This window comes from Streptomyces gelaticus (assembly GCF_014649535.1).
Lineage (GTDB): Bacteria > Actinomycetota > Actinomycetes > Streptomycetales > Streptomycetaceae > Streptomyces > Streptomyces gelaticus.
Genome location: NZ_BMTF01000001.1, coordinates 187,598 through 199,852, shown reverse-complemented (window position 1 = coordinate 199,852; position 12,255 = coordinate 187,598). Strand labels below are relative to the sequence as shown.

General features: G+C 69.0%; 12 protein-coding genes. All 12 read right to left on the bottom strand.

Annotated elements, in window-relative coordinates:
• Positions 1 to 41: 41 nt before the first annotated feature.
• The 12 genes from IE107_RS00905 to IE107_RS00850 all read right to left on the bottom strand — a co-directional run bounded on the left by IE107_RS00905 (position 42) and on the right by IE107_RS00850 (position 12,253).
• Entirely contained in the window at positions 42 to 671 is a 630-nt protein-coding gene (locus IE107_RS00905; protein WP_189539893.1) for a hypothetical protein, read from the bottom strand.
• On the bottom strand, positions 668 to 1,189 hold the full coding sequence (locus tag IE107_RS00900) for a hypothetical protein (RefSeq protein ID WP_189539891.1): 522 nt from the start codon (positions 1,187 to 1,189) through the stop codon (positions 668 to 670). The genes IE107_RS00905 and IE107_RS00900 overlap by 4 nt, the downstream gene beginning before the upstream one ends.
• Entirely contained in the window at positions 1,186 to 2,445 is a 1,260-nt protein-coding gene (locus IE107_RS00895; RefSeq protein WP_189539889.1) for an MCE family protein, read from the bottom strand. The genes IE107_RS00900 and IE107_RS00895 overlap by 4 nt, the downstream gene beginning before the upstream one ends.
• Positions 2,442 to 3,608 carry an MCE family protein gene (locus tag IE107_RS00890; protein ID WP_189539887.1) on the bottom strand — a complete coding sequence of 389 codons (1,167 nt, stop codon included), beginning with the start codon at positions 3,606 to 3,608 and terminating at the stop codon, positions 2,442 to 2,444. The genes IE107_RS00895 and IE107_RS00890 overlap by 4 nt, the downstream gene beginning before the upstream one ends.
• Positions 3,605 to 4,717: an MCE family protein gene (locus IE107_RS00885; RefSeq protein WP_189539885.1), complete on the bottom strand. Its 1,113-nt coding sequence runs from the start codon at positions 4,715 to 4,717 to the stop codon at positions 3,605 to 3,607. The genes IE107_RS00890 and IE107_RS00885 overlap by 4 nt, the downstream gene beginning before the upstream one ends.
• Position 4,718: 1 nt before the next feature.
• On the bottom strand, positions 4,719 to 5,738 hold the full coding sequence (locus IE107_RS00880; protein ID WP_189539882.1) for an MCE family protein: 1,020 nt from the start codon (positions 5,736 to 5,738) through the stop codon (positions 4,719 to 4,721).
• Positions 5,735 to 6,766 carry an MCE family protein gene (locus IE107_RS00875; RefSeq protein ID WP_189539880.1) on the bottom strand — a complete coding sequence of 344 codons (1,032 nt, stop codon included), beginning with the start codon at positions 6,764 to 6,766 and terminating at the stop codon, positions 5,735 to 5,737. The genes IE107_RS00880 and IE107_RS00875 overlap by 4 nt, the downstream gene beginning before the upstream one ends.
• On the bottom strand, positions 6,763 to 8,073 hold the full coding sequence (locus tag IE107_RS00870; protein ID WP_189539878.1) for an MCE family protein: 1,311 nt from the start codon (positions 8,071 to 8,073) through the stop codon (positions 6,763 to 6,765). The genes IE107_RS00875 and IE107_RS00870 overlap by 4 nt, the downstream gene beginning before the upstream one ends.
• Positions 8,073 to 8,876: an MlaE family ABC transporter permease gene (locus IE107_RS00865; RefSeq protein ID WP_189539877.1), complete on the bottom strand. Its 804-nt coding sequence runs from the start codon at positions 8,874 to 8,876 to the stop codon at positions 8,073 to 8,075. Before IE107_RS00865 ends, IE107_RS00870 begins: the two co-directional genes overlap by 1 nt.
• Before the next feature lie 3 nt (positions 8,877 to 8,879).
• Positions 8,880 to 9,731, bottom strand: a complete 852-nt coding sequence (locus IE107_RS00860) for an MlaE family ABC transporter permease (RefSeq protein WP_189539875.1) — start codon at positions 9,729 to 9,731, stop codon at positions 8,880 to 8,882.
• Positions 9,728 to 10,723, bottom strand: coding sequence for an ABC transporter ATP-binding protein (locus tag IE107_RS00855; protein ID WP_189539873.1), 996 nt, complete (start codon positions 10,721 to 10,723; stop codon positions 9,728 to 9,730). Before IE107_RS00855 ends, IE107_RS00860 begins: the two co-directional genes overlap by 4 nt.
• Positions 10,724 to 11,293: 570 nt before the next feature.
• Entirely contained in the window at positions 11,294 to 12,253 is a 960-nt protein-coding gene (locus IE107_RS00850; protein ID WP_373302380.1) for a hypothetical protein, read from the bottom strand.
• Positions 12,254 to 12,255: the final 2 nt, after the last annotated feature.

Here is a 12,255-nt window from a genome sequence, read left to right as displayed (position 1 = left end):
TGCCGGCCGATCCGTACCGAGTTGCGCGAAGGTGGGTGCTGCTATCTGGAGGCGATCTCGACCACGGTCCAGTGGCCGTCCCGCAGCCGGGCGGTGACGGAGAGCTGGGCCGCCGCCGTGGTGGCCGGCTTGCCCTGACGCTCGTAGACCTGGTCGAGGAAGACCAGCAGGTGGGCGCTGTCGTCCGTCAGCCGGGTCACTCCGGCGCGTACGACATGGGTGGTGAGCGTCAGCTTCTGGTCCGCGGCCTGCTTCTCGACCTGCCCGAACAGGGCCGCGTACTGCTGGAGCGCCTTGCCGGCCAGGAGTTGTTTCGCCGACTCCTTGGTGACGGCGGTGGCCTGCGGGCTGTAGGAGAAGACCTTGCCGAGCGCGTTGCTGACATCGCCCGCGACCCGGGTGGTCGCCTCGCTGTCGGTCAGCGCGCGGTTCGAGGTGGCGGGGGTGTCGCGCAGCGCCCTGCCCTCGGCGAAGAGCGCGACGCCGGTCGCGAGCAGCGCGAGGACCAGAAAGGCCGCCGCGATGCGCGGCCACCGCCGGGCGGGCCCGGACGGATCCGGCAGGTCCTCCTCGGCGGGCGCACCGGCGTCCTCGGCCTCCTCCGCCTCCCGTGTCTCCGTGTCCGTGCCGGTGTCCGTACTCACGACCGCTGTCCCTCCCCGCTCCTTCATTCGCCGCTCCCGACCGGAATCGCCGTGAGCGCCTTGACCTTCCAGCCGTCCGGGGTGCGGGCCAGCGTCGCCTCGAAGCGCTTGCGTTCGGTGCCGGCCCTTCCGGTGCGCGGGGTGACCTCGACATCGACGGTCGCGATCATCCCGGCCGTTCCGGTCCGCTCGTCGAGCGCGGTGAGTGCCGCGTCGGTGACCTTGCCGCGTGCGGTGGCACCGGACTCGGCCAGTTCTTTCGCGTCCTTGCTCCGGGTGCGCCCCAACTGGTCGTGGAGCGGCCCCGTCGAGGAGTCGAGCCAGGCGCCGAGACCGCTGTCCACGCTCCTGGCGTCCTTGGCGTCGAGGCTGTTCAGCACGGCGAGGCGGTGCTTGCCGTCGGCCAGTGCGGCATCCCGGCTCTTCGCGTACGCGAGGCTGTCGTCGCCGCGCGCCCGTGCGTACGACCAGCCCCCGAGGGCGCAGACCAGCACGGCGGCGAACAGCACCGCCCAGCCGGTCAGGGTCTTCGTACGGGTCGTCATCGGCCGCCCTCCGGTCCGAGTCCCAGCAGGCCGGCCATGCCCTCACCCTCCGACGGGCTCCGGCCGGTGACACCGAGCGCCCCCGGGAGCCGGTCCGCGTCGTTGCCCAGCAGCATCGAGCCGGGCCTGGCGGGCTCGGGCACGGCGCCGCCCCTGGGCGCGTTGGCGCTGCCGCGTACGTTGATGCCGGTGCCGGGCGAAGAGGTACAGCGGGCCCTGGTGTTGACGGGCGGCCCGGCCGTGGTGTCCAGGCCGCTGCGGTAGACCGTGCCGCCGTATCCGGCGGTGCAGGGCAGCGGCTCGAAGAAGGTCACCGACATCCCGAACCGGGCTCCGTTCTCGTCGATCGCGCTGGCCCCGGCGGCCGCCACCGCGGGCAGCTTGACCAGGAGTTCCTCCATGCCGCGTTGCCGGGTGACGGCGACTTCGGAGGTGGTGAGGAGGTTGGCGACGACGACGCCGAAGCCCGGGTCGAGGTCCCGCAGCAGTCCGCTGATCTGTCCGGTCGCGTCGGGGGCGACCGCGATCAGCTTGCGCAGGTCGGTGTCGGATCCCTTGAGCTGTGCGGCCAGTTCCCTGGCTCCGGAGGCGAAGCCCTTGAGCGCCTCGCCCTGTTCGGCCTGGGTGCGCAGCACGGTCCGGCCGTCGATCATCAGCCGGATGTTGACCGGCAGCGCGTCGTCCGCCGCCCGGACGAATTCGCTTCCGGTGTCCAGCAGCACCTGGAGATCGTCGCCGCGCCCCTCGAACGCGGTGCCGAACTCGTCGACGACCGTGCGCAGGGATTCCAGGTCGACGGAGCCCGCGAGGTCGTTGACGCTGGTGAGGACATCGGTGACGGGGGCGGGGACGGTGGTGTCGGCCTGGTCGATGACGGAGCCGTTCGCCAGGTACGGGCCCCCGGTGCGGGTGGGCCGCAGGTCCACGTACTGCTCGCCGACCGAGGAGAGGCTGGCGACGACGGCCTTGAGCCCGTCCGGGATCTTCGGGGCGTCCTTCTCGATGCGCAGTTCGGCCTCGACTCCCTCGTCGGTGAGCTCGATCGGCCCGACCCGGCCCACCGAGACCCCCCGGTAGGTGACGTTGGAGTGGGTGTACAGCCCTCCGGTGCGCGGGAGCTGGACCTTGACGGTGTAGTAGCTGCGCAGGCCGATGTAGTGGCCGAGGTCGGCGTACCGCACTCCGAGGTAGCCGAGCACGAGCACCGCGATGACCAGGAAGGCGATGTTCTTGAGGCGGATGGCGAGGGTGATCATCGGCTGCTCCCGTCCGTGCCCGCCGTCGGGACCGCGGGAAGGGGCAGCGGCAGGGTCCGGCCGGTCGGGCTGGTTCCGGTCCCGCTGGTTCCGGTCCCGCTCTGCGGAGGGACCGCCGGAACGAGCGGCGGGACGATCTGTGTGCCGGGCATGGCCGTCACATCCAGGTAGACGTTGAGATAGTCGCCCTTCACCCCGCGCAGCACCTCGTCCGTGAACGGGTAGGTGAGCAGCACCTGGAGGGAGTCGGGCAGGTCGCGGCCGGAATCGGCGAGCGCCTTGAGGCTGGGGGCGAGGGCCTTGAGGTCGGCGATCATGTCGGCCTTGCTCTTGTTCACCGTGTCGACGGCGACGGCGGAGAGGGTGTCGAGCGAACGGAGCATGGTGAGGAGCGAGCCGCGCTGCTTCTCCAGGACCTTCAGGCCGGGGCTGAGCCCGGTGAGGACCGTACCGACGTCCTGTTTGCGGGTGGCGAGGGTGGCGGAGAGCCGGTTCACCCCGTCCAGGGCGTCGGTGATGTCCTTCTTGTGATCATCCAGGTCGGTGACGAGGGTGTTGACCCGGCCGAGCATGGAGCGCAGCTGGGGTTCGTGTCCGGCGAGTGCCTTGTTGAGCTCGGTGGTGATGGTCTTGAGCTGGTTGACGCCACCGCCGTTGAGGAGCATCGACAGGGCGCCGAAGACCTCTTCGACCTCCGGGTTCCGGTTGGTGCGGGACAGCGGGATCCGGTCTCCGTCGGCGAGCCTGCCCTGTGCGGTGCCGCGCGCGGGGGCGGCGAGCTGGATGTACTTCTCGCCGAGGAGGCTGGACTGTTCCAGGTGGGCGTAGGCGTTGGCGGGCAGTTCGACCTTGCCGTTGACACGCATGGTGACCTTGGCGTTCCAGCTGCCCGAGCCCAGGGAGACCTTGGTGACACGGCCGACGGCGACGTCGTTGACCTTCACCGACGCCTGCGGGGCGAGGCTGAGTACGTCCGCGAACTCCGCGGTGATCTCGTACGGGTGGTCGCCGAGGTCGGCGCCGCCGGGCAGCGGGACCTGGTCGATCCCGGTGAACGAGGGCAGGCCCGGAGAGGTGACGACGAGGGCCAGGCCGACGCCCACGGCCAGCACCGCGGCGACGCCGGTCGTGCGGGCTCCGGGTCTGCGCAGCACGCGGCTCATCGGTTCGCCCCCTTCTTTTCCGTGGCGCTCTTCGCCGGGGTGCCGTAGACGGTGCCGACGGCCGGGAGCGGCAGGGTGGGCAGCTCCTTGCGGCGTGCGCCGTCCACCGGGGTGAGGCCGGCGAGTCCGTCGGCCCGGGTGAGCGGCCCGCCCATGGAGAGTTCGTTGAGGTTGGTACGTCCGTTGAGCGTGCGGTTCACCGGGTCGTAGGCGTTGACGACGTTGCCCGCGGCGAGCGGCAGCGTGTCCAGTGACTCGGCGAGCGAGGCCCGCTGGTCGACCAGGGCCTGGGTGAGCGGTACCAGGGCGTCCACATTCGCCTTGAGGGCGCCGCGGTTCTTGTGGATGAAGCCCTTGACCTGCCCCAGTGCGGTGCCCAGTTCCTTCAGCGCGGCACCGAGGTTCTCCTTGTCCTCGGCGAGGAATCCGGTGACCGAGTTGAGCTGTTGTTCGGCGGCGCGGACATTGCCGTCGTTGTCCTTCAGCATGGTGGTGAAGGACTGGAGGTAGGACAGCGTGTCGAAGAGGTTCCCGCTGCTCCTGTCGAGGGTCTTGGTGGCCTTGCCGAACTGCTCGATGGAGTTGCCGATGGCCTTGCCGTTGCCGTCGAGGTTCTCGGCCCCGGTGTCGAGGAGTCCGGAGAGGGCTCCGTCGGCGTTGGCCCCGTCCGGGCCGAGGGCCTTGGAGAGCTCCGTGATGGAGTCGTAGAGCTGGTCCACCTCGACGGGTGTGGCGTTGTTCGCGGCCGGCAGTACGGCGTGGTCCGCGATCTGCGGTCCGCCGTCGTAGGCGGGGGCGAGTTGGACGTAGCGGTCGGCGACGAGGCTGGGGGCGACGACCACGGCATGCGCCCCCTTGGGGACCTTGACGCCCTTGTCGACCCGCAGGGTGACCTCGACCTCCTTGCCCCGGGGCGTGACCGATTCCACCCGGCCGACCCTGACACCGAGGATCCGCAGGTCCGATCCGGCGTACACGCCGGTGGCCCGGTCGAAATAGGCGGTGATGGTCGTCGTTCCCCCGTCGTCCATGGCCATCACCCCGGTGGTGGCCGCTGCGGCCACCACGGCGAGTCCGGCGCCGATGCCGACGATGCGCTTCATTCTCATGTCAGCGGCCGCCTCGCTGCTCGGGTGGCTTGCACTCGGGCCCCGCGGGTGTGCCCGCGGGCACGTACTCCTTGGGGACGACTCCGCAGACGTAGTTGTCGAACCAGCGGCCGCTGCCGAGGGTGTTGCCGACGAGCCGGCTGTACGAGCCGGCGAGCGAGAGCACCTTGTCGAGGCTCTTGCGGTTCTTCACCAGTACGGCGGTGACCCGGCCGAGCGAGTCCAGGGTGGGCCCCAGCTGCTTGTTGTTGTCCCGCACGAGGCCGGTGAGCTGGGTGCCCAGGTTCTTGGTGCCGGTGAGCAGCAGGTGGATGGAGTCGCGGCGTGCCTGGATCTCGCCGAGGAGCAGATTGCCGTCCTCCAGCAGGGTTTCGAAGCTGCTCTTCTTGTCGGCGAGGGTCTTGGTGAGCTGCTTGCTGCCCTTGAGGAGGGTGGCGAGCTGGGCGTCCCGTTCGGAGACGGTCCTGGAGAGGGCGGAGAGGCCGTCGGCCGCGCTCTTCACGTCCGGCGGGGAGTCCTTGAAGGTGGCGGAGATCGTCTCGAAGCTCTTGGCGAGCTGTGCGGTGTCGATCTCGCCGATGGTCTCGCCGAGTCCGTTGAACGCCTGGGTGACGTCGTACGGGGAGGTGGTGCGGTTCGCCCCGATGCGCTCGTGCGGGTCCTGCGGGGCGTTGCCCAGCGGGTCGACGGCAAGGTACTTCTCGCCGAGCAGGGCCTTGATGGCGATGCCGACGGTGGAGGCGTTGCCGATCCAGACGTCCTCGACCTTGAAGCCGACCTTCACCTTGGCGCCGTCGAGCGAGACACCGGTGACCTCGCCGACCTTCACTCCGGCGACCCGCACCTCGTCGCCCTCGCTCAGTCCGGCGGACTCGGTGAAGTCGGCGCTGTAGGTGGTGCCGCCGCCGATGAAGGGCAGCGAGTCGGCGCGGTAGGCGCCCAGGCCGATGAGGGCGAGGACGACCAGCCCCACGACGGCCACGGCGACGGGGTTGCGTTCCCGTACGGGTTTGATCCTCATGCCTGGCACCTCGGCTTCCTGACCACGATGCCGGTGGGCGGGGCGCTGCCGTCCTCGGTCGTCACTCCGCTGACCCTGGCCTCGCAGAGGTAGAGGTTGAGCCATGAGCCGTAGGAGGTGAGCCGGCTGATCGCCGCCATCTTGGCCGGGGTCTTCCGCAGGAAGTTCTCGATCTGCGGGGTGCCCTTGCCCAACTGGTCGGAGAGCCGGCCGAGTTGTCCGATGTCGCTCTTGAGGGGCGCCCGGCCTTCGTCGAGGAGGTCCGCGGTGACGGTGGTGAGTGCGCCCATGGCGGTGACCGCCTGACCGAGCGGTTTGCGGTCGCCGGCGAATCCGGTGACGAGTTTCTGGAGGGTGTCGACGAGGTCGTCGAAGCCGGCCTCGCGGTCGTTGACGGTCTTCAGGACCGTGTTGAGGTTCTTGATCACCTCGCCGATCACCTTGTCCTTGGCCGCGACCGTGCCGGTCAGTGAGCCGACGTGCGAGAGGATGCTGTCGACGGTGCCGCCCTCGCCCTGGAGCACCTGGACGATGGAGCCGGCCAGCTGGTTGACGTCGGGCGGGGAGAGCCCTTCGAAGAGCGGCTGGAAGCCGTTGAAGAGCTGGGTGAGGTCGAGCGCCGGGGTGGTGCGGGAGAGCGGGATGGTCGCTCCGGCGGCGAAGCTCCTGCCGACCGGTCCGGCCCCCTGGTCGAGGTCGATGTAGCGCTGGCCGACCATGTTGAGGTACTTGATCGAGGCGGTCACCGAGGCGGGGAGCCTGCGCCCCTTGCGGACGGCGAAGCCGACCTCGGCGAGCCGCCTGTCGGCCACCTCGATGGACTCGACCTGCCCGACCTTGACCCCGGCGATCCGGACGCTGTCGCCGACGACCAGCCCGGTCGCGTCGGTGAACCTGGCCTTGTACGTGGTGGTGTCACCGACGCCGGTGTTGGCGATGGACAGTGCCAGCACGGTGGTGGCCAGTACGGTCACCAGGATGAAGACGATCGATTTCGTCAGCGGAGCGGCGAGAGAGCGGCGCTTCACTTGAGCTTCACCTCCGCACCGCGGAAGGCCGGACCGATGAGCACGCTGCTCCAGTCGGGCAGGGTCTGCGGCTGGACTTTCAGTGAGGGAGCGACCAGCTCGTTGACGAGCCGGCTCTCCTGCGGGGAGTTGGGCATGCCGAGGGCGGAGTCCCCGGCGGTGGACGTGGCGCCGACCGGTTCGCTGGCGCGTGCGGTGCCGGACGGGGTGACCGCCGTCGTGCGGGCGTCGGCGGTCGGGACGGTCCTGCCCACGTACGGCACGGAGTAGCAGTGCGGTCCGCCGGTCGCGCGGTAGACCGGGGTGTCCTTGCCGGGCACGTACTTGCCCTTCGACTTCACGGGCTTGACGGTGACGTGGAGTCCGGGCCGGCCGGTGCCCTTGCCGAGCGCCTTGTCCATGGCCGGGACGAAGCCCGCCATGGTCCGCAGGGTGCAGGGGAATTCGTCCGAGTACTTCGCGAGCAGCTCCAGCGTCGGCCTGCTCGTGGCGGAGAGCCGGATCAGGTTGTCCTTGTTCTCCTGGAGGAACGAGGTCAGGTCGCGCGCGGACGCGGTCGTGGACCCGTAGAGCCCGGCGAGCTGCGCCTGCTGTTCGGCGATGGTGCCGCTGGTGGTGGTGAAGTCGGTCAGTGCGTCCAGGACGTCGGGCGCGGCGTCCCCGTACACCTTGCTCACCTTGACGAGTTCCTTGATGTCGGCGTTGAGCGTGGGGAGTTGGGGATTGAACTTCGCCAGATGGGCATCGAGCGTGACGAGGGTGTCGCCGAGCTTCTCGCCGCGCCCCTGGAGGGCCTGGGAGACGGCGCCCAGGGTGGCGGCGAGCTTCTCCGGTTTGACGGCGGTCAGCAGCGGCAGGACGTTGTCGAGGACCTCCTCCAGCTCGATGGCGTTGCTGGAGCGGTCCTGCGGGATGACGGAACCGGCCCGCAGCGGCTGCGTGGACGGCATCTCGGGTGGTACGAGTGCGACGAACCGTTCGCCGAAGAGCGTGGTGGGCAGCATCTGGGCGGTCACGTCCGCCGGGATCCGGTCGAGCTTGTCGGGCTCGATGGCGAGGGTGAGCCGGGCCCCGTTCCCGTCGGCCGTGATGCCGCGGACCTGCCCGACGACGACGCCGCGCAGCTTCACATCCGCGTTGTCGTGCATCTCGTTGCCGACGCTGGAAGTGCGTACGGTCACGGTCGCGTCGTCGGTGAAGTCCTTGCGGTACACCGAGACCGAAATCCATACGAGCACGGCGGGCACGAGGAGGAAGGCGACTCCGGCGAGTCTGCGGCGGACGGTCTGCGTCCGGTGGGAATTCATCAGCCGGCCACCTTCACCGTCGTGGTAGCGCCCCAGATGGCGAGCGAGAGGAAGAAGTCGGTGACGCTGATGAGCACGATGGCGTTGCGCACCGACCGCCCGACCGCGACCCCCACACCGGCAGGCCCGCCGGTGGCGTGGAAGCCGTAGTAGCAGTGGGCGAGGATCACCATCACACTGAAGATCAGCACCTTGAGCACCGACAGCAGCACGTCGTCCGGGGAGAGGAAGAGATTGAAGTAGTGGTCGTAGGTGCCCGCCGACTGCCCGTTGAACAGGACCGTGATGGAGCGGGACGCGAGGTACGAGGAGAGCAGCCCGATCGCGTACAGCGGGATGATCGCGACGACCCCGGCGATGATCCGGGTGGAGACGAGGTAGGGCATGGACCGCACCCCCATCGCCTCCAGGGCGTCGACCTCCTCGTTGATCCGCATCGCGCCGAGCTGAGCGGTGAAGCCCGCGCCGACGGTCGCGGAGAGGGCGAGTCCGGCGACGAGCGGGGCGATCTCGCGGGTGTTGAAGTAGGCGGAGATGAAGCCGGTGAAGGCGGAGGTGCCGATCTGGTTGAGGGCGGCGTACCCCTGGAGGCCGACGACGGTGCCGGTGAAGAGGGTCATCGCGACCATCACGCCGATGGTGCCGCCGATGACACCGAGTCCGCCGCTGCCGAAGGCCACTTCGGCCAGCAGCCGCTGGACCTCCCGCAGATAGCGGCGCAGGGTCCGGGGAACCCAGATCAACGCGCGTACGTAGAAGGTGAGTTGTTCACCGGATCGGTCGAGCCAGCTGAGCATCGGCATCGGTCAGCTCCCCTTCGCGGGGACGATCTGGAGGTAGATCGCCGTGAGGACCGTGTTCACGAAGAACAGCAGCATGAAGGTGATGACGACGGACTGGTTCACCGCGTCGCCGACTCCCTTGGGGCCGCCGCGCGGGTTGAGCCCCCGGTAGGCGGCGACGATGCCCGCGATGAAGCCGAAGATCAGCGCCTTGACCTCACTGATGTACAGGTCGGGGAGCTGGGCCAGGGCGGAGAAGCTGGCCAGATAGGCACCGGGGGTGCCGTGCTGGAGGATCACGTTGAAGAAGTAGCCGCCCAGTGTGCCGACGACGGAGACCAGACCGTTCAGCAGTACGGCGACCAGCATGGTCGCGAGGACGCGGGGGACGACGAGGCGCTGGACGGGCGAGACACCCATGACCTCCATCGCGTCGAGTTCCTCGCGGATCTTCCGCGAGCCGAGATCGGCGCAGATGGCCGAGCCGGCGGCGCCCGAGATCAACAGGGCCACGATGATCGGGCTGGCCTGCTGGATGACGGCGAGGACGCTGGCGCCGCCGGTGAAGGACTGGGCGCCGAGCTGCTGGGTCAGCGATCCGACCTGGAGGGCGATGACGGCGCCGAACGGGATCGAGACGAGCGCGGCGGGCAGGATGGTGACGCTGGCGACGAACCAGAACTGCTCGATGAACTCCCGTACCTGGAAGGGCCGTCGGAAGACCTCCCGGCTCACGGTCGCGGCGAGGGAGAACAGCTTCCCGGTCTCGCGCAGCGGGGCGAGCAGCCGGCTCGCAGGCTTGTGCTCCGGTGCCTTCGGCGGCGCCGCGTCGGCCGGCGGCGGCTCGGGAGGCAGCACCGGCATGGGGGCCGTCACAGGCGTTCACCGCCCGCGGCCGGGGCGTAGCTCTGCATGATGGCTGTGCGGGCGGCCTCGGGCAGCTGGCCCATCATCGACAGGACCCGTTCCCGGCGGCGCAGCGCGGCCTGCCGCACGGGCATGCCGGGCGAGGGCTCCAGCTGCGGGACGACGGTGCGCGGCGCGTTGGCGGAGCTGATGCCGACTCCGTAGCCGTTCACCTCCTCGGCGGCGAGGGTGGCGGCGTCCTTCTCCTCGGCCATTCCGATGGGCCCTTCGCGGCGCCCCGCGAGGAACTGGGAGACGACCGGCATGTCACTGGTGAGCAGCACCTCGCGCGGCCCGAAGGTGACGAGGTTGCGGCAGAAGAGCATCCCCATGTTGTCCGGGACGGTGGCCGCGATGTCGAGGTTGTGGGTGACGATGAGCATCGTCGCGTCGATCTGTGCGTTGAGATCGATGAGCAGCTGGGAGATGTAGGCGGTGCGGACCGGGTCGAGTCCGGAGTCCGGTTCGTCGCAGAGGATGATCTGCGGGTCCAGGACGAGGGCGCGGGCCAGCCCGGCCCTCTTGCGCATCCCGCCGGAGATCTCGCCCGGGAGTTTGTCCTCGGCGCCGAGGAGACCGACGATGTCGATCCGTTCCATGACGATGCGGCGGATTTCCGATTCCTTCTTGCGGGTGTGTTCACGCAAGGGGAAGGCGATGTTGTCGAAGAGCGACATCGACCCGAAGAGGGCACCGTCCTGGAACATGAGCCCGAAGAGTTTGCGGGTCTCCATGATCTCGCGTTCCGGGCTGTTCACCATGTCGACGCCGTTGATGAGGACGCGTCCGTGCTCGGGCTTCAGAAGACCGATGATGGATTTCAGGAAGACGGTCTTTCCGGTGCCGGAGGGTCCGAGCATGACGCTCACTTCACCGGCGGGCAGTGTGAGGGTGACGTCCTGCCAGATGTTCTGCTTGCCGAAGGACTTCGTGAGGCCCTCGACGACTACTTCGATTCCCATCGGCCCTCCTTCGAAGTTGTGGTGAACGAAGTCATCTGTCAGCGCTCCGGCTCTGAGAAATCCAATGGCGGCTCGTCACACATGCACCAGGAGGCGCACGCTATGTCCGTCGAAACCGCCAGGACAAGCCGTTGAACAGCGGAAATCGACTGAACTGGGGCTCGGTGCGGATCACTTGTCATCAAGTGACAAAGCCCTGCGGCGGCTTTGTCGGAATCTGCGCAAGGTATCCGGTGCACGGACCGGGGCCCCACGGCCGGCGAGGCCGGATCCGCGGGGCTCCAGAGGTACCGAACGAGCAGCCGCGGATCCGTTTCCCCGCTGCTCAACCGGGACGCTACGACCCGGTAACCTGGCTTCGCAATACTGTTCGTCATCTTTTTGCACGCCACCCGGCAGCTCTTTTTCTTTTTGTGAGCGAGTGAGTATTGCGTATTGCGCACTTGTCGATAAGTGAGCCGTCCGGCACATCGGTGCGAATGCGCCCGCCCCGCCCGGCGGAATGCGCCGGGCGGGGCGGGCGGCATCACGGATCTCCGTACTCCACGGAAGGAGGTCCAAAAGGAACGCCTACCGCGCCACTCCCGCGTGCCAGCTCTCCGACAGCAGCCGGCCGGCGTTGGGCGCCGCCGCGCCGGGGGACGCCAGGCCCCCCGTGTACGTGGCTGCGTTGTTGAGCACCAGGTTGTTCTTTCCGGCCGCCGACGGGAGCGCCGTCTTGAGGTTGACCGCCCAGTTCAGCTCGCCGAGGGTCAGCGGCCCGCAGCCGCTCACCCCGGGGACGGCGAAGCCCGCGTCGCCCTGGTCGTTCCCGGTCAGCTCGATGCGATTGAGCAGACCGGCGGTGTTCGGCGTGCCGTCGGCATCGAAGCGCTTGCTGGCCACGGCCGGCTGGGTGAGGTTCTGCGGACGCAGCACGATCGGCTCGGAGGTGGTCCCGATGTAGCACTTCGACCCCAGGAAGGGGTTCTCCAGATGGATGCGGACCGGGATGTCGACGATCGTCTTCCCGCTCTGCATCCCGGCGGCCACATCGAAGTTCCTGGGGGTGCCGGCCGACTGCACGGTGGCGACGACCCGGTTGAGACTGTTGTCCGTCAGCTGTTTGCAGATGTCCGAGACCAGCGGAATCCCGCTCGGGCACATGAGGCCGAGCAGCCCGCCGGGAATCTCCGTCGCAGCTCCCACTATCGCCCCGCCCGCGGGCGGCACGACCCTGGACTCACCCGTCGCCGTGTTCCGTACGACACCGAACTGGAGGTCGTTGGCACCGGTCGTCGCCAGGGTGCTGCCGAGCTTGATGGAGCCGCTCCCGGAGTGCGAGGCCACGCAGATCGCGATGTCCGTCCGGCCGTCCGCGGCCAGCATGGCCGGGTCGTCGACCGGACACCGGCTGAAGGGTGCCCAGTTGCCGTTCATCTCCTGGGCGGAGGCGGCGCTCGCCGGCGAGGTGCTCAGCGGAATACCGACGGCCACCGCCACCAATGCGCCGAGGAGAGCGGGTCTGACACTTTTCGGGGCAGCTCGCATGA